Genomic DNA, 26,432 nt, shown 5'->3' on the forward strand with positions numbered 1-26,432 from the left:
TCATACAATGAGCAGCACTAAATATATATTAGGACTTTTTGACGATCCGGATGTAATGATGCACGGGATTGACAAGTTACAGAAAAATAGTATCTCTATTTATGATGTATACACCCCGATGCCTATCCACGGTATTGATGCCAAGTTGGGCGTAAGAGAGTCGCGCCTGGGTTATGCGGCATTCATGTTCGGCTGTTTAGGCGGTACCGTTATCTTTAGTATTATTTACTACTTTTTGGTACATGACTGGCCTATGAACATTGGTGGTAAACCCTACTTTGCTATCCCCGACTTTGTACCTGCTACATTTGAATGGACAGTATTATTTACCGCTTTTGGTATGTCATTTACCTTCTTCTATGCTACTCACCTGTTCCCCGGCCGTGCGCCAAGGGTAATGGACCTGAGAGCTACCGATGACCGTTTTGTAATTGCAATTGATGCAAAAACAAACGTGCCTCACGAAGACATAACAAATATTTTAAAAGAAGCAGGAGCAGTAGAAGTTAAGCATAACACCAGAAAATATGTTAGCTATGAATAAATATAAGATATTGGGAACAGCTATTGTTGCTGTTGTTGCATCGGTGGTTACCACCTCTTGCAATGATAAGCGCAGTACCGGATGGCAGTACGCGCCCAATATGTATGAGAAGATCGCTTATGACGCAGATCAGAAAAACGAACAGTTTAAGGATGGTAAAACTGCGCAGGTTCCACCTGCAAATACCACACCTATAGGGTTTACGCGTTTTGATTTTCCAGGTACAAAAGAGGGATATGAAGCTGCTTCGGCCGCTGTGGTAAACCCGTTGGTTGCTAACGCCAAGAATCTGGAAGATGGTAAAAAGTTGTTCACCACTTTTTGCTCACCTTGCCATGGTGTTAAAGGCATGGGCGATGGTACAGTAACCACACATGGTTATCCTGCTCCGCCAAGTTACTCAACCGGACAATCATCTCGTGGTGGCGCTATGAAAGACCTTACTGATGGTAAGATCTACCATACCATTACTTACGGTGTTAACTCAATGGGTTCTTATGCATCTCAGGTAGCTCCTGAAGAGCGTTGGAAAATTGTAATGTACGTTCACCAGTTACAAAACTTATAAGAAATAGAAATTAATGAAGACTCATAATAATTTTGACGAACAATTTGAGTTTGGGGGCAAAGCAAGAACCTGGAGCCTTGTTGCCATTGTTATAGGTGTTGTAGCAATTGCGTTAGGCTTCCTTACCGGAAACGTTGAGCGTACGTTTGCTAACTTACTTTTAATGGCTTATTATACTACTTGTGTGTCATTAGCCGGTGCTTTCTTTTGTGCTGTTCAGTATGTAACACAGTCTGGTTGGTCTGCTGCTATTTTGCGTGTACCGCATGCGTTCATACGTATACTTCCTATTCCGGCTATTATATTAATAGTGGTTGTAGTTGCAGGCTTAACTATGACGCATACTATTACTAACCACGAAGGACAAGAAGTTGTAGCTCCTTATTTATATAAGATCTGGGGTGCCCATGATGTTACTAAAGAAGGCAGCGAGCATTTCGACGCGCTTATTGCAGGTAAATCTGGTTTTCTTAACATTGGTTTCTTCCTGGCACGAGTGGTTGGCTTTTTAGCAGCTTACATTTTATTAAGCCGCCTATTTGTGAAATACTCAACTAACGAGGATGAACTGGCAGGTATGTCAAACTACGACAAGAGCTTTAAATTGGCTTGTGTATTCCTTGTAATATTTGGTTTTACTATCCCTGTTTTTGCTTTCGACGTAATCATGTCATTAGAAGCACACTGGTTCTCAACCATGTTTGGTTGGTACAACTTTGCTGCTCTTTGGGTAACAGGATTAGCTACCATGACACTGATCATTATTTATCTGCGTAGCCAGGGTTACTTATCATGGGTAACTCAAGATCACCTGCACAATTTAGGTCAGTTGATGTTTGGCTTTTCAGTATTCTGGACTTACTTATGGTTTGCTCAGTTCCTGTTAACCTGGTATGCTAACATCCCTGAAGAAACAGCTTATTTCTATAAAAGATGGGAGCCTGAATTTAAACCCTGGTTCTGGTTCAGCATTGTTATCAACTTCTTAACTCCGTTATTGGTGTTAATGGCCCGCGACTTTAAACGTTCAACTGCTATATTGAAAACTGCTTGTATCATTATTATTTGCGGTCACTGGTTTGATTATTTCCAAATGATCATGCCGGGTACCGTTGAACATTATCATGAGTGGTATTCAGCCGTATTATGGATAGAAGTAGGAACATTTATTGGTTTCGCCGGTATGTTTGCCTTCCTGGTTTTAAATGCTTTAACAAAATTCAAAGCGTTGGCGCCAAAGAATCACCCGTTCTTACAGGAAAGCTTACACCACCACATATAGGTTATATTATTAAATTTGCAACAAATAAAGAATACCAAACTACCAATAACAATGGGATTCAAACAACTAATAGATTCTAAGAAAATGCTTTCGCTGCTTGCTGTTTTGATGCTTACGGGCACAAATATGGTGATGGCGCAAGCTGCAGCGACAGCTACCGAAGAAAAGCCGGGTGTTGACTGGTTAAGTGTAAGTTATTATATTTTGCTTTTCGTGCTGGCCTGTATAGCGGTTGCAGTTGTAGGTAAAATTTTGCGCGTGTATGATCTGAGCCAGAAGATACAAGGCAAAGCAGGTATTAACTGGAACACCGTAATGGCCGTGTTGTTTATAGGTTTCCTTTTAGCTGGTTTGGCTGGCGTTTACTGGTCTTTCACTGTTCATGGAAACATGATATTACCTGGCGCAGCATCGTTGCATGGTGTTAAAATAGACGCGATGTTTTGGACAACTACGAGCATTACGATGGTTGTGTTTGTACTTACCCAGATACTGTTGTTTACTTTTGTATTTATCTACAAATACTCTCCAAAACGCAGAGCATACTTCTTACCTCATAACAATACCATTGAAAAAGTTTGGACCATTGCTCCGGCTATCGTGTTAACTGTATTGGTTATCTTCGGTTTCTTTACATGGCAGGAAGTAACTAACAGCGCTGATGCTAAAGGCGAGCCTGCTTCAATTAACGTTGATATCACCGGCGAGCAGTTCGCATGGAACTTGCGTTATCCAGGCCCAGACGGCCTGTTAGGTAAAAAGAACTATAAATTAATTAGCGGTGCCAACAAGTTAGGTATTGACTTTAACGACAAGAACAGCCTTGACGATTTGAAAGCAGATACTATGGTGATCCCGGTTAACAAATCAGTTAGGTTGAATATATCTTCAAAGGATATTATCCATAGCGTTTACATGCCTCACTTCAGAGTTCAGTTGAACGCGGTACCTGGTTTGCCAACTTTCTTTAAGTTTACCCCAACCGTCACTACCGAACAAATGCGTAATAAACTGGAAAACCCTGAGTTTGAGTACCTGGTATATTGCAACAAAATATGCGGAGCCAGCCATTACAACATGCAGAAAGTTGTGCGTGTGGTTTCTGAGGCTGAATATGCACAATGGTTGGCGAAACAGCAGCCATATTTAACACCGGCTTTAAGAACCGAGTTAAAATTAGCCGAGGTTAGCAACAATAATAATTCCACAAAAAGATTAGCGTTAAACAATTAATTAGCGAATATGTCAACATTAGCAGTGCACGATCACGGAGTAGGACATCACCACGAAGATGGTCACGGGCATCACCATAAAGAAACTTTTTTAACCAAATACATTTTCAGCCAGGATCACAAAATGATTGGCAAGCAGTTCCTTGTTACAGGTATTGCTATGGCATTCATCGCTATGATCTTGTCAATATTGTTCAGGATCCAGCTGGCTTACCCTGATAAAGCGTTCCCTTTAATGGAAACATTGTTGGGCCGTTTCGCTCCCGAAGGTCGTCTTGACCCGGAGTTCTACCTGTCATTAGTAACCATACACGGTACTATCATGGTATTCTTTGTATTAACTGCAGGTTTGAGCGGTACTTTCAGTAACTTGTTAATTCCATTGCAGGTTGGTGCGCGTGATATGGCTTCGCCTTTCATGAACATGTTATCATACTGGTTCTTCTTTACAGCATGTGCTATCATGTTGTCATCATTCTTCATCCAAAAAGGTCCTGCGGGTCCGGGATGGACAATTTATCCGCCGTTATCAGCCTTGCCTACAGCAATGAAAGGTTCGGGCATGGGTATGACTTTGTGGTTGATCAGTATGGTGTTCTTTATCGCTTCATCATTAATGGGTGGTATTAACTATGTTAGTACAATTTTGAACATGCGTACTAAAGGTATGGACCTTTGGAAAATGCCTTTAACAATCTGGGCATTCTTCTTAACAGCTATATTAGGCATCTTATCATTCCCTGTACTGGTTGCGGGTGTTGTGCTATTGATATTTGACCGTAGCTTCGGTACCAGCTTTTACTTATCAGACATCGTAGTTAACGGTCAGATCATGCCTATGGAAGGTGGTAGCCCAATCTTGTTCCAGCACTTGTTCTGGTTCCTGGGTCACCCTGAGGTGTACATCGTAATTATGCCGGCAATGGGTATCTCTTCCGAGATCATGTCAGTAAACTCACGTAAACCAATTTTTGGTTACCACGCGATGGTTTACTCGTTGATCGGTATTACTGTATTGTCATTTATTGTGTGGGGTCACCACATGTTTGTAACGGGTATGAATCCGTTCCTGGGTGGTGTGTTCATGATCACTACTTTGATCATCGCCGTACCATCAGCGGTAAAAACATTTAACTGGCTGGCTACATTATGGCGCGGTAACATCAGGTTTACACCTGCTATGTTGTTCGCTATTGGTTTGGTATCATTCTTCATCTCTGGTGGTATCACCGGTATATTCTTAGGTAACGCAGCATTAGATATCAACTTACACGATACTTACTTCGTGGTAGCTCACTTCCACTTGGTAATGGGTTCGGCAGCTATATTTGGTATGCTTGCAGGTGTTTACCACTGGTTCCCTAAAATGTTTGGTCGTATGATGGACGAGAAATTAGGTTACCTACATTTCTGGTTAACATTCATAGGTGCGTACCTGGTATTCTTCCCAATGCACTTTATGGGTCTGGATGGTGTACCACGTCGTTATTATGCTTTCACCGAGTTTGTTTCTATGCAGCAGTGGTTATCAGTTAACACATTTATAACCTGGGCAGCTATTATCTCTGCGTTAGCACAGTTCGCTTTCTTGTACAACTTTATACACTCTATTTTCTGGGGTAAGAAAGCTACACAAAATCCTTGGGAGGCTAATACGCTTGAGTGGACAGCTCCGGTTGAACACTTACACGGTAACTGGCCTGGTGAAATACCATCTGTTTACCGTTGGCCATATGACTACAGCAAGCCAGGTGCAGAGGAGGATTTCATTATGCAAACTACACCTTTGTCTCAAACAATGAGCTCAAACGTACCGCATGATTTTGAAGACAATGCGGCAGGTTTGGAAGAACTGAGCAAATGGACAAATACACAAAAATCTAACGAAGAAGTAAAATAATATTTACTGAATTGAATTTTTAGGGTATCTGTACAGGAGTAAAATCCAAAGACAGGTACCCTAATTTTTTAAGGCGACAAATGCAGAAAACTACAGCCAAACAACGTTTCCAACGTTTGAATTTATACAGCATAATAGCACTATTTGCTGTAATTCTTGCCGGTGGTGTAGTACGTAGTTCTGGTTCGGGGATGGGGTGCCCTGACTGGCCCAAATGTTTTGGCCAGTATATTCCGCCAACCAGTGTTGATCAATTACCTGCCGACTATAAAGACAAGTATGTTGAGGGCCGCATGGCAAAAAATCAAAAGTTTGCAAAAACACTTGACGTTTTTGGTTATGCAGATCTGGCTCAACGCATACGTGATGACAAATCTATCTTGGTTCCTGAGGAGTTTAATGCCGGTCGTACATGGACGGAATACGTTAACCGCTTGGTAGGCGCAGCTTCTGGTATTTTCTTATTGTTAACCGCAGTTTACTCTTTCAGTTATCGCGATAAGAGTAAGCTCATTCCTTTTTTGAGTGTTTTCAATTTACTGCTTATTTTCTTTCAGGCGTGGTTGGGTTCAATTGTTGTATCAACAAATTTGGTTGCGTGGATAGTTACTGTGCATATGCTGCTTGCCCTCGCTATAGTTGCAATATGCATAACTACTTACCATTTGGCACGTGCCAGTGGCCGGCCTGTATTACGTGTTAACGCGTTAACGTACATAGTTACTGTTGTAGCGTTGATACTATCTGTAGTGCAAATTACAATTGGTACCGAAGTAAGAGAGAGAATTGATGCCGTTGCAACCAGACTTCAGGATGGTTACCGCTCAACCTGGATCACAAACGCGGGCAAGATCTTTACAGATCACCGCGAACTGGCTATGTTGGTTCTGGTAATTAACCTTGTACTTTATTTATTGATACGCCGCGGATTTAACAGGCATTCCATACAACAGCAAATAATGAGCTTTTCGTTTTTAATGGTTGTATTGCAAATGGTTACCGGTGTTGTATTGGCTTACCTGGCGTTGCCTCCGGTAGCACAGGCCAGCCATATATTTTTGGCGAGTTTATTATTTGGAGCGCAGTTTTACTTGTTGCTTAATTTATACCGCTCGGCAAGTTTACACGGAGGAACAGCATGAAGTTTGCTGATTTTTCAAAACTGATAAAATTCCGGCTCACCTTTTTGGTGGTGTTTTCGGCATCAATATCATTTATCATAGCGGTTAAAGCCAACGGTGGCGACACTTGGGGCTCGCTATATAGTACAACCATGTGGTTTAACTGGATAAAACTTGTAATAGGCGGATTTTTAGTTACAGGCGCGGCTAACAGTTTTAACGAGGTAATTGAAGTTGACCTTGATAAACTGATGAAACGTACCAAAGACCGCCCAATGCCTGCAGGACGAATGACCACCGGCCAGGGTTTGGTTTTAGGGTTGGGTATGGGCATGGCAGGAACTTACATATTAGGTACGTTGAACATACTTACAGGGTTACTATCTGTATTTTCAATTTTATTGTATGCATTTGCTTACACGCCTTTAAAGCGCAAGTCGCCGGTCTCTGTATTCGTGGGTGCATTCCCAGGCGCATTTCCTGCGTTGATAGGTTATGTTGCAGGGCAACCTAACGGGCGTATTGATGAGATAGCACTGGTATTATTCTCAATACAATTTGTTTGGCAGTTTGTACATTTTTGGGCCATTGCGTGGGTTTTAGACGATGATTATAAGCTGGCAGGTTTCCGTTTATTGCCAACCGGTTCGCGTGATATGGGCAGTGCGGTAATTACTGTTATATTTGCCGTGATTTTAGTGCCGGTTAGTTTGCTGCCAACTATTTTAGGATATGGCGGTTACTATGTGGGAGGCGTATCATTAATTTGTAGTCTGATATTTTTATACCAGGCAATAATGCTGTTGCGTACCCGCCAAATACCCGAGGCACGCAAATTGATGTTCGGCTCCTTTTTTTGGTTGCCGATTGTACAATTAATGTTTTTGTTTGATTTTATAGGAAAGTGAAATGATGGCTCAGCTACAACAGGAAGATAAATTAAACCTCGGTGCCAAGAAATTCAACATGTGGATATTCATATTCACGTCGTTTATGTTTTTTGCGGCCTTAACAAGTGGGTTTATAGTGTACGTAGGCGGCCGTGGTGGCAAAGGGCTTGATATGGAAATGCCAAGCGCATTTATATATAGCACAGCAGCGATTTTGCTAAGCAGCCTTACCATTTTTATGGCATCAACAGCAGCTAAACGATTACAGTTTGCTAAACAGCGTCTGTTTTTGTGGCTTACCATTTTATTGGGCGTTGCCTTTTTAGTGATACAGATTTTAGGATGGGCGCAATTGGTTAAGGCCGAAGCATTTTTGGTGAACAATAATGCGTCTGTTTCATTTATATACATATTCACCGGAACGCACCTGTTACACATTATTGCGGGCCTTGCATTACTGGGTTATTCGCTTTATGCAAGCTACAGCAATAAGCCGCAGGTGAAGAACTTATACTACATACAGATGTCATCTATTTTTTGGCATTTTGTGGATATTATATGGATTTATCTGTATGTTTTTTTACTTTTGAACCAACATTAATAACAATTTCATAGCTAAACGACAAATGAGCGCAGCAGTATCAAAAATTGATGAATTAAAAACAACCCCGTGGGCGGGCGGACATTCTCCGTTCAAGGCCGAGTACGGCAAACTGATGATGTGGTTTTTCCTTTTATCAGATGCTTTTACATTTTCTTCGTTACTTATAGCTTACGGCGCTCTTCGTTTCAGCATGCCTACATGGCCAAGTGCTGACAAGGTTTTCCAGTCGGTACCGGGTTTATTGGATAGCGGTGCTCCTCTGGTATTCGTAGGTATTATGACTTTTATTCTTATTATGAGCTCTGTTACAATGGTATTGGCTGTTGAGGCCGGTCACCGTAACTCAAAAAAAGAGGTAGTAATGTGGATGATCTTCACCGTTATTGGTGGTTTTATGTTCTTAGGCTGTCAGGCTTTAGAGTGGACCCACTTACACCATGAAGGTTTCTGGTGGGCAAGTATCCCGAAAAATGAGGAAACTTTAAAAGAGTTCTTTCACCATGTGCCGGGAGTTACTTTAGCAGCACAGGAAACAGCCGCTCAAAACTTTGCCAACTTGTTCTTTACTATTACAGGTTTTCACGGTTTCCACGTATTTAGTGGTGTTATCATCAATATCATCATCACCATTAATGTATTGGCCGGCACTTACGAGCGCAGAGGAAGCTACCTGATGGTTGAAAAAGTTGGTTTATACTGGCACTTTGTAGACCTTGTTTGGGTATTCGTATTTACCTTCTTCTATTTAGTTTGATCTTTATTTTATAACATAGATTTATTATGTCATCACATACACCAGAAGTTGCACACCACGATCATGACCATGAACATGGTGAAGGAATGACCGCCAAAAAAATATGGCAGGTATTTTTCGTCCTGTTAGGTATAACTGTAATTGAGTTTATTATAGCGCTTTACTTTGTTGAGAAAGGATATATGGATCGCAGTATTGCTAACCCTATCTATATTCTATTAACACTTGCAAAGGCATTTTATATAGTGGCTTACTTTATGCACTTAAAGTTTGAAAAAGTTGGTCTTATCTATTCAATAGCAGTTCCTATTTTATTCATTATCGGTTTGATACTGGTGCTTACTAACGAAAGCCATCACTGGATATCATTGCGATATTAATGAAAATCAGCTTTAAAAAAGTATTGATCCTGGTAGTGCTACTGGCATTACCGGGATTTTTATATTATTTACTTACCGCTAAAGGTAAAAACAGGTATAAGCCCCTGCCGGTATACGGCCCTAAACAAGTAGCCAAAACCGGCCATAAAGTTAGAGGCAAATATGTGGCCGATACAATTTACCATCAGCTGCCGGATTTTAAACTGACAGATCAGGACGGTAAAACGGTTACCTCGCACAGCTTAGACAGCAGTATTTTTGTAGCTAACTTTTTTTATACCAATTGTACCGGTGTTTGCCAAACTACTAACAATAATGTTAAGAGTTTATTGGATACCTATAAGCAAAACAAATTGGTTTCGTTTGTATCAATATCCGTTGACCCGCATTGCGATTCGGTAGGAGTGCTGAAACAATACGCAAAGCAGTATAATCCCGCAGGTGTAAAGTGGATGTTTTTAACAGGTGATACCACGCAGATCTATCCACTGGCCCGGAAGGGTTTTTTGGTTAACGCCGTAAGCCTGGGCAACGGAGACTTTATTTACAGCGATAAGCTGATATTGATTGATAGAAAGAAACGTATTCGCGGCTATTATTCGGGCACCTCGGTTAGTGAGATCACCCGCCTTAATGACGAAATAAAAGTTTTAATTGCCGAAGAATTGCGTGAAATGGACGAACCGCTTTATTAGAATCAAGAAACAAGAGTGAAGAATCGAGAGTAAGGAGCCAAGCATCGTGTCTTAAATCTTGAATCTTAACTCTTTCATCAAAAAGAAATGACCGATAAATTTATATTCCGCTTCGTTGCCGCTATATCAATATTTGTGTTGGCGGTTGTTATTATACTTAACCGCAAGGTATTGCCAACGCCTGATGTTACTCCGGCCTTTACCATGTACTTACCAAAACTAAATGCTATTATAAATGGCACTTGCAGCGTATTGTTGTTGTTGTCTTTATACTTTATTATGAAAGGCAATGTAGTAATGCACAAACGCATCAATATATTAGCTTTTTGTCTCTCCTCATTGTTCCTGGTTTCTTACATCGCTTTTCATTATTTAATGAAGAACGAAACGGTTTTTGGCGATCTGGACGGCGATGGTATCTTATCAGATATGGAGCTTGGCGCTGTTGGTAAAGTGCGTTCTATTTATCTTGTTATACTTGTCTCGCACATTATTTTAGCTGCCGGGGTGTTGCCGCTTATTTTATTGAGCTTTTATCGCGGGCTGCAAATGCAGGTAGAGAAACATAAAAAGCTGGTGCGCTGGACTTATCCTATCTGGTTATATGTTACTGTTACCGGAGTGATTGTTTATATTTTAGTATCTCCATATTATCATTTTTAATAACAGCTGATCAACATACAATTAAAGGCCTTCTGTACTTGTGCAGGAGGCCTTTTGTTTAGGTATTGTATACTGAACGAAAAAATATTTCATTTCTGCTGCAACCAATTAACGGTATCTTTCATCTTAATGTAAATGAAGCTTTTGAAACCAACTTACACAATTGATGAATTAGTTGCCCGATGCAAAGAGGGTGAACGCAAGGCGCAGGAGGTATTGTACAAGCTGTTGGCTTCTAAGATGCTGGGTGTTTGCATGCGGTACGCTGCTGACAAGGCTGAAGCGGAAGATATGTTACAAAACGGATTTGTAAATGTATTTAGAAAACTGGCCGACTACAGAAGTGAGGGAGCATTTGAAGGTTGGGTAAGGCGGATAATGGTACACAGTGCAATTGAATATCATCGCAAATACCACCGCTCGGTACAATTAATGGAAGTTACCGATTCAGGTTATGAGCCATCTGTAAATGCGGCTGCTATAGCTACCCTCAGCGCTAAGGACCTGATGGGTTTTATACAAGAACTGCCGTACAATTACAAAATGGTATTTAACCTATATGCCATTGAAGGTTATTCGCATAAAGAAATAAGCGAAATGGTGGGTATAACGGAAGGGGCGTCTAAATCGCAGTTATCAAGGGCCCGCGCTATTTTAAGAGAAATGGTTATCAAAATGGAGGATAAAAGATATGGAAATGCAGGATAAGGAGTTTGACCAGTTATTCAATTCAAAGCTAAACGACTTTGAAATAGAGCCATCGCCAATGGTTTGGAAAAATATTGTTGAAGAGCTTGACGGTAAAAAAGAACCCAAACGCTCACTAATGCCTTATTTAAGCATAGCGGCCAGTGTTATTATATTAGCTGCGGCATCGGTACTGTTTTTTAATCGCGATGTTAAAAAGGATGATGATAAGCCGTTGAAATTGGTGAAAGAGACCAAGCCGGTTAAATCATCAGTTGTTAATTCTGACAGCGCCCCGGTTAACCGGGCGGTTGAGGACGATAACAGCTTAAAACAAATGGCAGTTGTATTAACAGAAAGTAAACCTCAATTTATCAAACCTAAGGTTACAAAGAAGGTAAACGAGGAAGTATCTGCTACAGATGTAACAGAAGTGGAGAAATCTGAGCCACTTTTAGCAGCTGCAAATGTTGAAACAGCTACCTCTCCTGTTTTGAAGCCGGTGGTTCCTACAAATGATATACCCTTAAGCACTTCGTTATTGGCTGTCAACGGTGTGCAACCGATCAGTGAAAAACATCCTGTAGTTAGTGCCAATGCGCCTGATAGTAATAAGCCGGTGATTAAAAAACGCGCCCGCGGTTTAGGTGGCCTAATCAACACTATTGTTGCAGCGGTTGATAAGCGCGAAGATAAACTCATAGAATTTACAGACGCAGATAACGATGAGGGTACTAAGATCACTGCGGTAAACCTGGGCATTTTTAAAATTAAAAAACAATAATCCAAAATACCAATTACACCTTTATACATTATGAAACGCTTTATATTGGCCGCCGCTATTGCGATGGTTGCAGGGACCGCTCTTGCTCAAGATACGACCATAGTAAAAACTATTAAAAATGGCGATACAACAACTGTAACCACCATTGAAAAAAAACAACGCATCAAATTTAGCTTTGGCGACAGAAAAGCTAAGGTTGACAGCGTGCGGAAAGCCAGAGCCGGTAAACCGGGCTTTAACTTTGGTGTCACTTTTTCAAGGGTAGATATTGGTTTAGCTACGCTTGTTGATAACGGCAGTTTCACCTTATCGCCTCAGAATGATTTTTTACGTTACCGTTCATGGAAAACCAGCAACTTTGGTTTTGACCTGGTGCAGTTTGGTTACCGTTTTAACAACAATTTCAAAATGTACATATCAGGTGGTTTTGACTGGACCCACATCCGCCTGCGCGAAAACATCACCATACAAAAAGGTGGCTCATCGCTAACCTATATTCAGGATAATGTTGAGTTTAGCAAAAACCGTTTTTCATCTACCTATATACGCGTTCCGCTTTCATTTGAGTTCCGCAGCAGCGAGAACTCAAATGGTAAACGCTTCAGATTTGTAACCGGTCCGGAGGCCAGCTTCCTGATGGGTGGCAAAGTAAAACAGATCAGCGAGGAGCGCGGCAAGCAGAAAATAGAAGACGATTACCACTTCACCCGTTTACGATTAGGCGCTGTTGCCCGTGTAGGATACGGCGGCGCGGGTATCTATGCCAAATATTACTTTACTGATATGTTTGAGAACAGCCCTGCACAGGCCGGTTTAAAGAACTTTTCTTTCGGATTTACGTTTGGGTTTTAAGCCAAGTAGTTAATAAAATAATAAAGTCATGCTGAACTTGTTTCAGCATCCCTCCAACTAATCACGCGTTAATGGTGGGATGCTGAAATAAATTCGGCATGACGTTTTTAGTGGCTATCTTTGCCATCCATGGCAGAACAATCTCCCTTTTTAGAAGCCGTAGCTATCAGTAAAAGTTACGGCGGGCAAACATCCGCAGGCTTAAAAACTACAACTTTAAATATTGCACAAGGCAAAATAACAGCTATAATAGGAGAAAGCGGTAGCGGTAAAAGCACACTGCTGAAAATGTTGTATGGCTTGCTTTCGCCCGATGCAGGGCAAATAAAGTTTAAAGGCGAACGCGTTTGGGGACCAGAAGAAAAGCTCATTCCCGGCCACGATGCCATGAAAATGGTTACCCAGGATACCGACGGGTTAAACCTCTTTGCCAAGGTACAGGATAACATTTCCATTTTACTGCCCAATACTAATGTTGCAGATAAAGAAGAAAAAACACGTCGTGTTTTGCAGCAACTCAACATTACCCGCATTGCAGACAAACAGGCGGTATATTTAAGCGGTGGAGAAAAACAGCGTGTAGCCATTGCCCGAGCGCTGGTTACCCAACCCGAGGTTTTGTTATTGGATGAACCCTTTAACCAGGTAGATACTTCTTTTCGCGAGGGTTTACAGCAGGATATACGCCAGGTAGTAAAAGAAACCGGCCTGACGGTGATCATGGTATCGCATGACCCTGCCGAGGTGCTAAGTATGGCCGATGAACTCATTGTAATTAAAGATGGCGAAATACTGGAAACAGGCAGCCCTAAAACCTTATATCAGCATCCGCAAAATTTATACACCGCACGCCTGCTCACCAACTGCAACGTACTTGCCCGCGAAGAAGCTGCATTATGTAATATAGCCACCAATAAAGAGTACGTAGTGATCTACCCTGAATGGGCCCGCCCAACCGGTAGCTGGACGCATAAAGACTGGACCATAAAACAAGTGCTTTTTAAGGGTAGCCATGAAGGTTTGGTGGTTGAAAAAGGCGGCGTGTTATTACGCCTGCTCAATGACCAGCCAGATAAGTTGAAAGAAGGAGATAAGGTACATGTTAAGGTGGATAGGTATTTGGAGTTTTAGACATAACAGTTGTACTAAATAAGCCAATTAACTATATTTGAGTATGACTACGATCACTATACAAGTTCCGGGTAAAGCGAGAGGCAAATTGTCTGCTTTTGTAAAAGAGCTGGGAGGTGAAATAATATCTGTTTCTTCAGACAAGCAAGCTTCAAAAAAATCGAAGTTGTTGAATGAGATACAACAAGGCTTAAGTGAAGTGAAGGCCATCCGTGAGGGAAAAGCTGCATCATACTCAATGAATGATCTTTTAAATGGCGAATAATGTACGCCTTACTTCTTTTTTCTTAAAGAAGGCGAAACGACTCCTCAAAAAATATCGTACGCTACAAGAGAGTTTAGCTAAACTTGAAAGCGACCTGAAAGTAAATGCTAAATTAGGGGTGAGTTATGGTGCCAATATTTATAAAATAAGATTAGCGGATAATTCTAAAGGTAAGGGTAAAAGCGGAGGCTTCCGTGTAATTACTTACGTAATTGAAGAAAAAGAAGAATCAATTGATATTTATCTAATAACCATATTTGATAAATCCGAAGAAGCGTCTATTGATAAGGACGATATAAAAACTATTCTTTTATCAGAAGGCTTATAAATTCCCCAAACAAATCCAAGCCTTACAGCATTATATCATTAAACATCACCCATGAAAAATAGATTGATTACTATGCTGTTCCTCGGGGCTTTATGTGCCTCTGTTGCTGCCGGCTGCGGTTCGCAGCGAAGGGTTTCACCACCACCTGCGCCACCTGGTGCTCCGCAAGGGTAAACTGCAGGTTGTAAAACCGTTAAAACAATTTGGCCGTAGTTTTATTTAGCTATAAAACACTTACAACATGAAAAGGAAATTAATAAGCATAGTATTGCTGGCAGCTATTGCAGCTTCTATCAGTACCGGATGCGGCTCGTTACCAAAACGTGGCGCGCCACCGCGTCCGCCGGGTGCACCGGCTCCGCCGAGATAGGCTCCAACCGAAACCCTCTTAGTCCAAGGCTGAGAAGGTTTTTTGTTTGTTTGAACTAAGATCAGTAAGATGTATTGATTTTAAGATTGACGCGAAGAGCATAAAATGCTTTCATCCTACTGATAATGATTCAGGCAAAATAATCCTACAATCCTTTAATCTTATAAATCTTAGTTCAGACATTGGCCTGCGGGCATATGAGCGGAAAGCCCGGCCCGCAGGGAACGCCATTGAAGGTTAATTAGGTAGCAATTGTTATTGATACCGTTTTACGAAACTTGAAATATAAAACTACCAATACGTTAATATAGGGTAGTGTATTTATAATGTTAAGTATTGCTTCGCTATCTAATCCTTCAGAAAAATCCATTAGATCAAAATTAATCTTGAATAATATTACTGTAAGCCATATTGTTGGAAGTAAGAACCACGATAATAAACTAATCACAGCGTTGTTTTTAACTTCTTCGTATTGGTTTAAAAGTATAGGTAATGCTGAAACAGCAACGGTTAATGCGTTTCCGATTACTAAGATAAAGGTAAACGGATAAATAAAATCTTTGGTGATAAACTCGCTCTTGTAATCATTAAAAATGAAATCAACAATAAAATATAATAGCGTTAATATCAGCGCAATACCTGAAGATATAATTACAAATTGTTTGTAGAAGGTCCTGGCCATTCATCTAATATACTTCTTATTGCAATACAACGCATTACACATTTGGTAAATCTTAAAACTTTTTTCTCCAACCACTTGAAAATCAAAAAATAACTCCTACTTTTGCAGTCCCGAAAACCGGGATAAAAACAAATAGACAAAAAAGGAAAGAATGCCTACTATTCAGCAATTAGTTAGAAAAGGTAGAGTAGCTCTGGTTGACAAGAGTAAGTCACCAGCGTTGGACAGCTGTCCACAGCGAAGAGGCGTGTGTACCCGTGTATACACCACTACCCCTAAAAAACCAAACTCAGCAATGCGTAAAGTTGCGCGTGTACGTTTAACCAATGGTAAAGAAGTAAACGCTTACATCCCTGGTGAAGGTCACAACTTACAAGAGCACTCAATTGTGTTGATCCGTGGTGGTCGTGTAAAAGACTTACCTGGTGTGCGTTACCACATCATTCGTGGTGCTTTAGATACTTCTGGTGTTGCAGGTCGTAACCAGCGCCGTTCTAAATACGGTACTAAACGCCCTAAACCAGGACAAGCAGCTGCTGCTCCAACAAAAGGTAAAAAGAAATAATTAAAGGAGGATAGTAACAATGAGAAAGTCAAAACCAAAAAAGAGAATTATCCTTCCTGATCCAAGGTTCAACGATACTTTAGTAACAAGGTTTGTAAACAATATGATGTATGATGGTAAAAAATCTACCGCATACGGCATATTCTACAACGCTGTTGATATTGTTGAGAAAAAAACCAACGAAAGTGGTTTAGAAACCTGGAAAAAAGCTTTGAACAACGTAATGCCTGCTGTTGAAGTTAAAAGCCGCCGTGTAGGTGGTGCTAACTTCCAGGTACCTACAGAGGTTCGTGCAGAGCGTAAAATTGCTTTAGGCATGAAATGGTTAATTAGCTACGCACGTAAACGTGGCGAAAAAACCATGATGGAGAAATTAGCAGGCGAGATCATCTCGGCAGCTAAAGGTGAAGGTGCAGCAGTTAAGAAGAAAGAAGATACGCACAAAATGGCCGAGGCTAACAAAGCGTTCTCACACTTCCGTTTCTAAGATTAGATTACACCGATTTAATGATATGATTACACCGATATTGCTATGATTGCAAATCGGTGTAATTCAAAAAATAATCAGTGAAATCAAAATAAAAAAGACATGTCAAGAGATTTAAAATATACAAGAAACATTGGTATTGCTGCTCACATTGATGCAGGTAAAACCACCACTACTGAGCGTATATTATATTACGCTGGTGTGAGCCACAAAATAGGCGAGGTGCACGAAGGTGCAGCTACTATGGACTGGATGGCACAAGAGCAGGAGCGTGGTATTACCATTACATCAGCAGCTACTACCGTTAACTGGAAATACCGTGGCGATAACTACCACATGAACATTATTGATACACCGGGCCACGTGGATTTTACCGTAGAGGTAAACCGCTCGCTGCGTGTATTGGATGGTTTGGTGTTTTTATTCAGCGCGGTTGACGGTGTTGAGCCTCAATCAGAAACCAACTGGCGCTTAGCTAACAACTATAACGTACCACGTATTGGTTTCGTTAATAAAATGGACCGTAGCGGTGCCGATTTCCTTAACGTGGTAAAACAGGTTAAAGAAATGTTAGGTAGCACAGCTATCCCATTGCAGTTACCTATTGGTGCAGAAGACCAGTTTAAAGGTGTGGTTGATCTGATCAACTTCCGCGGTATTGTTTGGAACGAGCATGATAAAGGTATGACCTTTACCGAAGTGCCAATTCCTGACGATATGTTGGAAGAAGCTAACGAGTGGAGAGAGAAATTGCTTGAAGCGGTAGCTGATTTTGATGATTCGTTAATGGAGAAATTCTTTGACGATCCAACAACTATTACTGAGCGTGAAGTGTTAGACGCGTTGCGTCAGGCTACTTTAGCTGGTAAAATTGTACCTATGACCTGCGGATCTTCATTCAAGAACAAAGGTGTACAAACCATGCTTGACTATGTAATGGAGTTAATGCCTTCACCTTTAGATTCAAAAGGTGTTGTTGGTACTGACCCTGATACAGGTGCTGAAATATTAGTTAAACCGGATGTTAAAGAGCCGTTTGCAGCTTTAGCATTTAAAATTGCTACCGATCCATTCGTAGGTCGTTTGTGCTTTATCCGCGTTTACTCAGGTAATCTGGATGCTGGTTCATACGTATACAACATGCGTTCAGACAACAAAGAGCGTATCAGCCGCATATTCCAAATGCACGCTAACAAGCAAAACCCTATACCTAACGTAGGTGCGGGTGATATTGCTGCGGTAGTAGGCTTTAAAGATATTAAAACTGGTGATACCCTTTGCGACGAGAAACACAAGTTGGTTCTTGAATCAATGGTGTTCCCAGATCCGGTTATTGGTTTGGCTATTGAGCCTAAAACTCAGGCCGACGTTGATAAATTAGGTATTGCTTTAGGTAAACTGGCCGAAGAGGATCCAACCTTCCGCGTACAAACAGATCAGGACACAGGTCAAACTGTAATCTCTGGTATGGGTGAGTTACACCTTGATATTTTGATGGACCGTTTAAAACGCGAATTCAAAGTTGAGGTTAACCAGGGCGCTCCACAGGTTGCTTACAAAGAGGCTATTACCGGCTCAACACAACACCGCGAAACTTACAAGAAACAAACCGGTGGTCGTGGTAAATTTGCTGATATCCAGGTAATAATTTCTCCGGGAGAAGAAGGTAAAGAAGGCCTTGAGTTTGTAAACGAGATTGTTGGTGGTGCTATCCCTCGCGAGTTCATCCCATCTGTAGAGAAGGGCTTCAAAGCTGCTATGGACAATGGTGTATTGGCTGGTTACCCGCTTACTAACTTAAAAGTACGTTTGATAGATGGTTCATTCCACGCTGTCGATTCGGATGCGTTATCATTCGAGATCGCTGGTCGTTCTGCTTACCGCGAAGCATTGCCAAAATGTAAACCGGTATTGTTGGAGCCTATCATGAAAATTGAGATCCTTACTCCGGAAGAGAACATGGGTGACGTTATTGGTGACATGAACCGTCGTCGTGGTCAGCTTCAAGGTATGGATAGCCGTGCAGGTTCTCAGGTAATTAAAGCTATGGTACCACTTTCTGAAATGTTTGGTTACGTAACACAATTGCGTACTATCACTTCAGGTCGTGCAACTTCAACCATGGAGTTTGATCACTATGAGCCGGCTCCTCGTAACGTACAGGACGAGGTTGTTGCTAAAAACAAAGGCAAAAGACAAGTATCTGTTGAGTAGTTAGAGATTAGTTGATTGGTGATTAGAAATTTTTGCCAATCAACTATCAAATAATAGTAAACCGGTTGATATAATAAATAGCTCTTATATCATACCAAAACAAAAACAAAATGAGCCAAAGAATCAGAATCAAATTAAAATCTTACGATTACAACCTGGTTGACAAATCAGCAGAGAAGATCGTAAAAACAGTAAAGCCTACTGGCGCTGTAGTGAGCGGACCGCTTCCGTTACCAACTGAAAAGAAGATCTTTACAGTATTGCGTTCACCGCACGTTAACAAAAAAGCACGCGAGCAGTTCCAACTATGCTCTTACAAACGCTTGTTAGACATTTACAGCTCTAACTCAAAAACTGTTGACGCTTTAATGAAGCTTGAATTGCCAAGCGGTGTTGAAGTTGAGATCAAAGTGTGATAGGACCGGAAGATCCGAAGCATATAAAAAGCCATTACCTTAAAAGTAATGGCTTTTGAATTTATTACTATTTAATAAACCCCATCCGGAGCGGTGTAGTCCATTACAAAAGCTTCTATTTGCTCCTGTTCCTCGCTGGTTAAATTACTATTCTCAAATTGCGAAGTAAGCTTTTCTTTATCAACTATTAGCTTGGCCAAATAATCGGCAATGTTAATGTCAGTTGGTTCTCCAGGCTCAATATCATCCATCGACTGCGCCTTATATATATGATAGCTGCCACTTTTCCAGGTGCCATCATCACTAACAATTTTCACTTCTCGCTCTTGCGGGGTATCTGCATTGATCTTTAAAACAACCATACTTTTTAGTTTAGTTATTATAAAGACAACTTAAGGTGTAACATGTTTGGATATAATTTCGTTGTGACAACACTTAAACTTTAAATATAGTTACAAGCCCAACACACCACTGCTCCAACAACCGTATTCAAAAAATTAACCACATTATTTCCCATTAATCCGTTTCGCTCTAAAGTTGCTCCAAGTATCGAATCAACAAGGTTGCCTGTAAATCCGCCAATAACTATGCAAAGTAAATTGCTCCAACCGCTAAAGAAGCTATTAACAGCGGTTATTATAAATGCACCCACAATGCCAATTAACGTTCCTTCCAAACTCACCACTCCATCTAATCCGGCTGTTTCTTTATTGAAGCTGATAACGTTATAAAAGCGTTTGCCATAAACTGTACCCAGTTCAGATGAGAGTGTATCTGCTGTAGCAGCTGCAAAGCTGCCGGCAATCATGAGTTGGATAATGATAAGTTCGTCCGGCTTCCATAAGGCATATAACGATAACAATACAGCTACACCGCTGTTGGCCACCACCTGTGCGGCGGTACGGCGGCCTTGGTGCGCATCCGTTGCGTTCATTACAGCTTTTTTATCACGCTTCCATTTTGTAGCTGCTGAACCAAGGACAAAAAATGAAGTAAGCATCAGGAAGCAAGACAATCCTGCTCCCTTAAAAATTACCAGACCAGTAACGGCCCCCGTTATGCTGCCAGCCATGGTAAGCTTACCCGAGGAATAACTCCAAACACCGGCCAATAGCAGCGTGAGGTATACAATGGAGTCGGTAATGGGCATGGCGTAAGTTGTGATGTCTTTATTCAGGCTGTTCTTTGCTGTTTTCCAAAAAGTCTTGCCAAACGCCTTCCAGTTCGTCAACAAGTTCAGGTTTTATTGAGATTCCTGATGCCTGAGGCGTCCATGTTTGTTTAACTAAATTGCCTGTCTTTAAAATATCAAGCGTGAGGATGGGTTCTTTATCCGGATTAAGCAACGTATCAAATTGGATATTTACGCGGTAATAATGTCGGCCATTGCGATAGGCAGGATATGGGTCAGAGTTATAATGCCCGATGCAAATATGCCTTTCGGCTCCACGCCAACCCGCACTATAAACGCCCTGTCGCCGGGTTGTATGCTTTTGTGGCTCGCAGCGCTCCAGTTGTCCTCCACAGTTTCGCCTGCCTGAACGCGAGCTACATCTTCATCAATATCTGCCCATTCAAACTTAGCAGGATTCCAACCAAACAAAAAGGCGCTCATCCTCTGCCCATCAACTCATCAACCTTATTGCGTTCGGTTTGTAGTTCGCGGGCCAGTTTCTTTTCCCTTTCGTTGGCTTTGGCTTTGTAGTTTTTATATTCTTCCTCCAACTCGTTGTACAGTTTGGTACGGTAGGTAGCCTCAGACCTCGCGCTTCCTGAGCGGAAAATAACAATTGCTGCTAATGCAGCCAATACTGCAATAATTGACCACACCATTGTACTATAACCGTTCTTTGAAAACGAGATACCCAAAAAGTCGACTGATTCAGCTTTAGATAATTCTTCCTCTTTGCTGTTAGCTGTATTTTGTAATTCAGTAATTGATTGGCTGCTGGTAGCCAGTTTCTCGTTAGCGGCTTTAAGGGCCTGTTTATTTTGACTGAGCGAGTCGCGTACGTTTTTCCAAAATGCTGCTATAAAAGGCTGTTGATAGTTATACACTTTAGTAAGCAGGTATTGGTATTGCCCATTCAGGCTTTTGTCAGTTATCACAGGTGCTGCCGGAGCGGTCGGAGCAGCGGCTACAGGGGTTGTTGCTATCGTCTTTTTGCTTGTATCAGGTTTTGCTTTGGTGCCATAATTCCACTTGCTGTAAGGTCTTCCGGTTTTGGGGTTTATAGGTATGCCGCTGGTAACCGGTTTAGCAGTAGTTGTTGTAACCGGCTTTGCTGCGGGTTTAACAACCGCACGTTTAACAGTGTCTTGCGCCTGTGCTGATAAGGCGACTAAAAATATCGATGCAAGTAAAATGTTAATTTTTAAAAGGAAAGTAGGCTTCATGCTCATAAAATTAAACAACGCTACCATTAAAACAATCAAAAATTGGTTTTATTGCCGCTTTTTTGTTCTTACAAGGCAATATTGGGCCACATTTGCCTAACCATAGCTATATTAGCAGCATGAACATAGGTATTATTGGTTTGGGTGATATGGGGCGTTTGTATGCCAAAGCTTTCGCAAAAGTTGGCAACACCGTGTTCGGTTGCGACCTGCCCGCCAATCGTTTGAGGTTGGAGCAGGAACTTGCTCCGCACCATATTGATGTATTGGAAAACGGGAAAGAAGTTGCTCAAAACGCAGATCTGCTTATTTATTCTGTTGAAGCCGAAAGGCTGGACGGAGTAGTGGCGCAATATGCGCAGTATACCAAACCAGGCGCCATAGTTGCCGGGCAAACCTCTGTAAAAACACCTGAAATAGCCGCTTTTGAAAAGCACCTACCTGCTAATGCTCAAATAGTAACCTTCCATGGTATGCACGGCCCTGCTTTTGATCCTAAAGGCCAAACGCTTATACTTATACCACACAGGGCAGATGAAGATGCCCGCCAACGAATGCTGGACCTGTTCACAGCCATCGGCTCAAAAATTGTTGAGCTGGCCGATTACCATGAGCATGATAAAATTGTTGCCGATACGCAAGCTGTTACCCACGTAGGTTTTGAAAGCATGGGTACTGCATGGATGTCGGCAGGATTTTTTCCATGGGAAAATGCTTCCTATATAGGCGGTATTGACAATGTTAAAATATTGACCACACTGCGCATATTCAGTTACAAGGCGCACGTATATGCCGGCCTGGCTATCATGAACCCATATGCCAAACAGCAGGTAAGGCAATACGCGGTGTCTGAATCAGAACTGTTTAAGCTGATGATACAGGAAGAGGAAGACGCTTTTAGAAAACGTCTTTACCGTGCCCGCGATTTTGTTTTTCACGAAAGCCGTAAACCCATAATGCTGAATGATAAGGTGATGCAGGAGTTTTCCCTCTCGCAAAACCACGAGTTGCAAAAGCCTAACTCGCACCTTAGTATTTTGAGTATGGTTGATGCCTGGTACCATTTAGGCGTAAACCCCTATGATAACCTGATCTGCCAAACACCGCCTTTCCGTTTACGCTTAGGTATTGCCGAGTATTTGTTTAAAAATGATGAGTTGTTGGAAGAGTCAATACAAGCGGCATTATATGATAAATCTATCCGTGGTGATGACCTGGAATTCCATTCGGCCGTGCGCGAGTGGTCGTCAATTATAGGTTACGGCGATATGGAAGGCTATAAAAAGCATTTCAATAAGGTACAGAACTTCTTTCAACACAGACTGGAAGATGGGAAACAGCAAAGCGCTGAATTGATACGCAGGTTGATGATGGAGTAGACCTTGATTTGCCTGATTAAAGGATTACCTTGAACCTGAGAAAATCAATCAAGCTACTCACGCAAACGCTCATCGGTATATCTTATCTCCGTGCGTCCATGCGCTAATGGCTGTCCATCTGCATCTACCGCTACAAAAACAATCTTATCAATAGTCAGTATGGTTTTTTGAGTGATCTTATTTCGCACTTCGCACTGAAGTGTTAGCGAAGTGGTGCCAAACCGGATAGCCTTGATGCCCAATTCAACAATATCACCCTGTTTGGCGGAATTAATAAAATTGATCTCAGACATATATTTAGTCACGCAGCGGTTAGTGCCCAATTGAACTATGGTATATATTGCTGCTTCCTCATCTATCCAGGCCAGCAGTCTGCCGCCAAATAAGGTTCCGTGCGCGTTCAAATCCTCGGGCTTTACCCATTTACGTGTGTAGAAATTCATTGGCTATAAATTTATAAAACTAAAACAATTTGCAGTGTAATACCTTTTATAAGTTAAGCCAATAAGATAGTTTTAATGGTTAATAGTGTAATCTACATTAAAACAAACATACTTGCAGACAAAGGAACGTATTTATAGTGCTTTACATTTTACCAAGCCAATTGGCCCGATTATTAAAATAGCTATACTTTAGTATTTAGATGCCTGAAAATTATAATAGCGAAAATACCGTACTACCATTTCTGCAAGGTGGTGGCTCCATGGGAGAACTCATCAGACGATATAATTGGGAAACAACTCCTGTTGGTGAGCCGTTAAACTGGCCGGTTCAATTAAAACAGCAGACCGGTATTTTGCTCAACTCGCTTTCTCCTATGTTGATATGTTGGGGTGCTGAGCTAACGCAGCTGTATAACGACGCTTTTATGCAACTGTTCGGGCAGATCAAGCATCCCGCAGCCTTAGGCAAACCATTTTTCCAAACTTATGCCGAGGCTCAGGATGTGCTTCAACCAATCATTAAAAAAGTATTGCAGGGAGAGGCTTTTGCTTATCCCGATTTTAAATTAGGTTTAAATAACAACGGCTCCATAGAAGAGGTTTATCTTGATTTTTCATGTACGCCCATTACCGATGAATACATGAATGTTCACGGTGTATTGATGATATGTTTTGAAACCACTGCCAGTTTAAGCGATCTGAAAGACGCTCAGCAAAGCAATAAAGAAATATCCCGCTCAAACCGCGAGCTGGTCACCGATAATGAACAACTATCCGGCAGTCAGCAAAACCTGCGTAGGATAGTTTATGAGTTAGCCGAAAGCGAACATCGCATACGTTCGATTATTGATAACGCGCCTTTTCCAATAGGCGTTTATCTTGGAGCCGACCTGCGTGTATCTCTGGCTAACCAGGCTATAATTGATGTTTGGGGTAAGGGACCAAATGTAATAGGAAAACCTTACAAAGAGATACTGCCCGAATTGGTCAATCAGGCGGTTTTTGAACAGTTGGATGCGGTTTATCGCACCGGGAAAACCTTTCATGCCCGCAACCAACAGCTTGATCTGGTGGTTAACGGATTGTCTACCACTTCGTATTTCAATTATAGCTTTAATGCGCTACGAGACCAGGAAGGTAAAATTTACGGTGTAATGAACACAGCTGCCGACGTTACCGATGCTGTTGTAGCAAGACAACGTGTTGAAGAAGCATCTGATGAATTAGCCGCATTGAACGAAGAACTCGCTGCTTCTAATGAGGAGATGCAATCGGTAAACGAAGAATTGCAGTCTGTTAATGAGGAGTTAGCCAGTACCAACGAAGAGCTCAATGAAAGCAGGCAACAACTGGAGGCTGCCAACGAAGAGCTGGCTGCAAGCATGTCTCGGTTGCGCATGGCTATTGAGTCTACCGGCTTAGGCACATGGGAGTACATTCCTACCACGGGAGAGCTATTTTGGTCGACTGAGTTGCGGGAAATATATGGCATGTCAGCCAGCGAACCTGCCACAATGGAAGGCTTTGACGCACATATCCATCCCGACGATTATGTATGGGTACACCAGCATATTGCCAGTGCAATGAGTCCTGCTACAGGGGGGCGGTATGATCTTAATTATAGAATAACACGCTTTGATAATAACGAAATCCGCTGGATAAAGGTGCAGGGTTCTGTTTATTTTGAGAATGAGCAGCCGGTCAGATTTATAGGAACTGCTTTTGACATTACTGAAATGAAGCTGGCTGAAGAACAAACCGCTAAACTGGCAGCCATCATAGCCTCGTCAGACGATGCCATCATCAGCAAAAATTTCGATAGCATAATAACCAGTTGGAATACTTCTGCCGAACGTATATTCGGCTACACCGCTGACGAAATGCTCGGAGAGAGCTTATATAAATTGATACCCGCAGACAGGCATCACGAAGAACCGCTTATCCTTTCCAGCGTTAGAGAAGGAAAGAGGGTGCAGCATTTTGAGACCAAAAGGTTAACAAAAGACGGCCGCTTAATTGATGTATCGGTAACCGTATCTCCCATTCGCGATAAACAGGGAAACATAATTGGCCTTTCCAAAATTGCAAGGGATATTACTGAGAGAAAGCTGGATGAAATTCGTAAAAATGATTTTATAGGCATGGTAAGCCATGAACTCAAAACGCCGTTAACATCTTTAAGTGCCATATTGCAAGTAACTAAAGCCAAGTTGAACAACAGCGATGACGCATTTTTAGCCGGGGCTATGCAAAAGGCTAACCTGCAGGTTAAACGCATGACGGCTATGATCAACGGCTTTTTAAACATTTCTCGGCTGGAGTCGGGTAAAATATTGATTCAAAAACAGGCATTCGATCTGGCAAAGCTTATAGCCGGTGTGGTGGATGAAGTGAAGGTTACAGCAACAACCCATACAATTATTATTAAAGATTGCCAAGAAATTGAAGTTAACGCAGATGAGGATAAAATACAATCTGTTATATCTAACCTTATCAGTAATGCGATTAAGTATTCTCCTATTGGCTCGGAGGTACAAGTTAGTTGCGCGATGTTTAATAATGAAGCGGTTGTGGGTATAAAAGACCAGGGTATAGGTATAAAACCGGCAGATGCAGAAAGGATATTTGACCGCTATTATCGAGTAGAAACCCTTGATACAAAACATATTTCGGGTTTTGGTATTGGGCTTTATTTAAGCGCCGAGATCATTCAACACCATAATGGCCGCATATGGTTAGACAGCGAACCGGGAAAAGGATCAACCTTTTATTTCAGCTTGCCGTTATTAAATGTATAAC

Annotated in this window: 32 protein-coding genes; 25 read left to right on the forward strand and 7 right to left on the reverse strand. The window is 41.6% G+C overall.

The features are described 5' to 3' along the window. Positions 1-7 precede the first annotated feature (7 nt). The 19 genes from CLV57_RS04440 to CLV57_RS18680 all read left to right on the forward strand — a co-directional run bounded on the left by CLV57_RS04440 (position 8) and on the right by CLV57_RS18680 (position 15,050). The gene (locus CLV57_RS04440) at positions 8-544 is read left to right on the forward strand and encodes a DUF3341 domain-containing protein (protein ID WP_100340131.1); all 537 of its coding nucleotides are present in this window, start codon (positions 8-10) and stop codon (positions 542-544) included. Further along, positions 537-1,112: a c-type cytochrome gene (locus tag CLV57_RS04445; protein ID WP_317044566.1), complete on the forward strand. Its 576-nt coding sequence runs from the start codon at positions 537-539 to the stop codon at positions 1,110-1,112. The genes CLV57_RS04440 and CLV57_RS04445 overlap by 8 nt, the downstream gene beginning before the upstream one ends. Before the next feature lie 13 nt (positions 1,113-1,125). Continuing rightward, positions 1,126-2,394 carry a quinol:cytochrome C oxidoreductase gene (locus tag CLV57_RS04450; protein ID WP_100340133.1) on the forward strand — a complete coding sequence of 423 codons (1,269 nt, stop codon included), beginning with the start codon at positions 1,126-1,128 and terminating at the stop codon, positions 2,392-2,394. 51 nt (positions 2,395-2,445) lie between these two features. Further along, positions 2,446-3,627: a cytochrome c oxidase subunit II transmembrane domain-containing protein gene (locus CLV57_RS04455; RefSeq protein ID WP_100340134.1), complete on the forward strand. Its 1,182-nt coding sequence runs from the start codon at positions 2,446-2,448 to the stop codon at positions 3,625-3,627. Positions 3,628-3,636: 9 nt separating this feature from the next. Continuing rightward, positions 3,637-5,526: a cytochrome c oxidase subunit I gene (locus CLV57_RS04460; protein ID WP_100340135.1), complete on the forward strand. Its 1,890-nt coding sequence runs from the start codon at positions 3,637-3,639 to the stop codon at positions 5,524-5,526. 80 nt (positions 5,527-5,606) lie between these two features. Then, entirely contained in the window at positions 5,607-6,668 is a 1,062-nt protein-coding gene (locus CLV57_RS04465) for a COX15/CtaA family protein (protein WP_100340136.1), read from the forward strand. Beyond that, on the forward strand, positions 6,665-7,555 hold the full coding sequence (gene cyoE, locus CLV57_RS04470; protein ID WP_100340137.1) for a heme o synthase: 891 nt from the start codon (positions 6,665-6,667) through the stop codon (positions 7,553-7,555). Before CLV57_RS04465 ends, cyoE begins: the two co-directional genes overlap by 4 nt. 1 nt (position 7,556) lies before the next feature. Beyond that, complete coding sequence (locus tag CLV57_RS04475) at positions 7,557-8,138, forward strand: cytochrome c oxidase subunit 3 (protein ID WP_245856863.1); 582 nt, start codon at positions 7,557-7,559, stop codon at positions 8,136-8,138. A 25-nt stretch (positions 8,139-8,163) separates the two neighbouring features. Then, a complete protein-coding gene (locus CLV57_RS04480; protein WP_100340138.1) occupies positions 8,164-8,895 on the forward strand; it encodes a cytochrome c oxidase subunit 3 in 732 nt (243 codons plus the stop codon). A 26-nt stretch (positions 8,896-8,921) separates the two neighbouring features. Further along, entirely contained in the window at positions 8,922-9,275 is a 354-nt protein-coding gene (locus CLV57_RS04485) for a cytochrome C oxidase subunit IV family protein (RefSeq protein WP_100340139.1), read from the forward strand. Then, positions 9,275-9,970, forward strand: coding sequence for an SCO family protein (locus tag CLV57_RS04490; RefSeq protein WP_100340140.1), 696 nt, complete (start codon positions 9,275-9,277; stop codon positions 9,968-9,970). Before CLV57_RS04485 ends, CLV57_RS04490 begins: the two co-directional genes overlap by 1 nt. 87 nt (positions 9,971-10,057) lie before the next feature. Further along, positions 10,058-10,633, forward strand: a complete 576-nt coding sequence (locus CLV57_RS04495) for a DUF420 domain-containing protein (protein ID WP_100340141.1) — start codon at positions 10,058-10,060, stop codon at positions 10,631-10,633. A gap of 135 nt (positions 10,634-10,768) precedes the next feature. Further along, entirely contained in the window at positions 10,769-11,341 is a 573-nt protein-coding gene (locus tag CLV57_RS04500) for an RNA polymerase sigma factor (RefSeq protein ID WP_100340142.1), read from the forward strand. Continuing rightward, a complete protein-coding gene (locus CLV57_RS04505; protein WP_100340143.1) occupies positions 11,325-12,104 on the forward strand; it encodes a hypothetical protein in 780 nt (259 codons plus the stop codon). The genes CLV57_RS04500 and CLV57_RS04505 overlap by 17 nt, the downstream gene beginning before the upstream one ends. 30 nt (positions 12,105-12,134) lie before the next feature. Continuing rightward, on the forward strand, positions 12,135-12,956 hold the full coding sequence (locus tag CLV57_RS04510; RefSeq protein WP_100340144.1) for an outer membrane beta-barrel protein: 822 nt from the start codon (positions 12,135-12,137) through the stop codon (positions 12,954-12,956). 129 nt (positions 12,957-13,085) lie between these two features. Then, entirely contained in the window at positions 13,086-14,087 is a 1,002-nt protein-coding gene (locus tag CLV57_RS04515) for an ABC transporter ATP-binding protein (RefSeq protein ID WP_100340145.1), read from the forward strand. A 43-nt stretch (positions 14,088-14,130) separates the two neighbouring features. Further along, on the forward strand, positions 14,131-14,352 hold the full coding sequence (locus tag CLV57_RS04520; protein WP_100340146.1) for a hypothetical protein: 222 nt from the start codon (positions 14,131-14,133) through the stop codon (positions 14,350-14,352). Next, a complete protein-coding gene (locus tag CLV57_RS04525; RefSeq protein ID WP_100340147.1) occupies positions 14,342-14,680 on the forward strand; it encodes a type II toxin-antitoxin system RelE/ParE family toxin in 339 nt (112 codons plus the stop codon). The genes CLV57_RS04520 and CLV57_RS04525 overlap by 11 nt, the downstream gene beginning before the upstream one ends. Before the next feature lie 241 nt (positions 14,681-14,921). Next, on the forward strand, positions 14,922-15,050 hold the full coding sequence (locus tag CLV57_RS18680; RefSeq protein ID WP_262497414.1) for a hypothetical protein: 129 nt from the start codon (positions 14,922-14,924) through the stop codon (positions 15,048-15,050). A gap of 241 nt (positions 15,051-15,291) precedes the next feature. On the opposite strand, the gene CLV57_RS04530 is transcribed toward CLV57_RS18680, so the two are convergent. After that, a complete protein-coding gene (locus tag CLV57_RS04530) occupies positions 15,292-15,732 on the reverse strand; it encodes a hypothetical protein (protein WP_100340148.1) in 441 nt (146 codons plus the stop codon). 151 nt (positions 15,733-15,883) lie between these two features. On the opposite strand from CLV57_RS04530, the gene rpsL reads away from it, so the two are divergent. The 4 genes from rpsL to rpsJ all read left to right on the forward strand — a co-directional run bounded on the left by rpsL (position 15,884) and on the right by rpsJ (position 19,414). Then, positions 15,884-16,297 (forward strand): 30S ribosomal protein S12, encoded by a 414-nt coding sequence (gene rpsL / locus CLV57_RS04535; protein WP_100340149.1) that lies wholly within the window; start codon positions 15,884-15,886, stop codon positions 16,295-16,297. Positions 16,298-16,316: 19 nt separating this feature from the next. Further along, the gene (gene rpsG, locus CLV57_RS04540) at positions 16,317-16,784 is read left to right on the forward strand and encodes a 30S ribosomal protein S7 (RefSeq protein WP_100340150.1); all 468 of its coding nucleotides are present in this window, start codon (positions 16,317-16,319) and stop codon (positions 16,782-16,784) included. 102 nt (positions 16,785-16,886) lie between these two features. Next, positions 16,887-18,998, forward strand: coding sequence for an elongation factor G (gene fusA, locus CLV57_RS04545; RefSeq protein ID WP_100340151.1), 2,112 nt, complete (start codon positions 16,887-16,889; stop codon positions 18,996-18,998). A 110-nt stretch (positions 18,999-19,108) separates the two neighbouring features. Next, the gene (rpsJ, locus tag CLV57_RS04550) at positions 19,109-19,414 is read left to right on the forward strand and encodes a 30S ribosomal protein S10 (protein WP_022830652.1); all 306 of its coding nucleotides are present in this window, start codon (positions 19,109-19,111) and stop codon (positions 19,412-19,414) included. Positions 19,415-19,485: 71 nt separating this feature from the next. On the opposite strand, the gene CLV57_RS04555 is transcribed toward rpsJ, so the two are convergent. The 5 genes from CLV57_RS04555 to CLV57_RS04570 form a co-directional block, all read right to left on the reverse strand. Continuing rightward, positions 19,486-19,776: a hypothetical protein gene (locus CLV57_RS04555; protein WP_100340152.1), complete on the reverse strand. Its 291-nt coding sequence runs from the start codon at positions 19,774-19,776 to the stop codon at positions 19,486-19,488. An 80-nt stretch (positions 19,777-19,856) separates the two neighbouring features. Then, a complete protein-coding gene (locus tag CLV57_RS04560; protein ID WP_100340153.1) occupies positions 19,857-20,564 on the reverse strand; it encodes a DUF92 domain-containing protein in 708 nt (235 codons plus the stop codon). Positions 20,565-20,583: 19 nt separating this feature from the next. Continuing rightward, complete coding sequence (locus CLV57_RS18490) at positions 20,584-20,760, reverse strand: hypothetical protein (protein WP_169927058.1); 177 nt, start codon at positions 20,758-20,760, stop codon at positions 20,584-20,586. 17 nt (positions 20,761-20,777) lie between these two features. Further along, complete coding sequence (locus CLV57_RS04565; protein ID WP_100340154.1) at positions 20,778-21,029, reverse strand: hypothetical protein; 252 nt, start codon at positions 21,027-21,029, stop codon at positions 20,778-20,780. Further along, positions 21,026-21,811 carry a hypothetical protein gene (locus CLV57_RS04570; RefSeq protein WP_157799066.1) on the reverse strand — a complete coding sequence of 262 codons (786 nt, stop codon included), beginning with the start codon at positions 21,809-21,811 and terminating at the stop codon, positions 21,026-21,028. The genes CLV57_RS04565 and CLV57_RS04570 overlap by 4 nt, the downstream gene beginning before the upstream one ends. 119 nt (positions 21,812-21,930) lie before the next feature. Between CLV57_RS04570 and CLV57_RS04575 the strand changes: the two genes are divergently transcribed. Further along, positions 21,931-23,190: a prephenate dehydrogenase gene (locus tag CLV57_RS04575; RefSeq protein WP_100340156.1), complete on the forward strand. Its 1,260-nt coding sequence runs from the start codon at positions 21,931-21,933 to the stop codon at positions 23,188-23,190. A gap of 53 nt (positions 23,191-23,243) precedes the next feature. Here the strand turns inward: CLV57_RS04575 and CLV57_RS04580 are convergent, their stop codons facing one another. Continuing rightward, a complete protein-coding gene (locus CLV57_RS04580) occupies positions 23,244-23,633 on the reverse strand; it encodes an acyl-CoA thioesterase (protein ID WP_100340157.1) in 390 nt (129 codons plus the stop codon). A 200-nt stretch (positions 23,634-23,833) separates the two neighbouring features. Between CLV57_RS04580 and CLV57_RS04585 the strand changes: the two genes are divergently transcribed. Continuing rightward, a complete protein-coding gene (locus CLV57_RS04585) occupies positions 23,834-26,431 on the forward strand; it encodes a PAS domain S-box protein (protein ID WP_100340158.1) in 2,598 nt (865 codons plus the stop codon). Position 26,432: the final 1 nt, after the last annotated feature.

Origin of the sequence: Mucilaginibacter auburnensis (assembly GCF_002797815.1) — a bacterium.
Taxonomy (GTDB): domain Bacteria; phylum Bacteroidota; class Bacteroidia; order Sphingobacteriales; family Sphingobacteriaceae; genus Mucilaginibacter; species Mucilaginibacter auburnensis.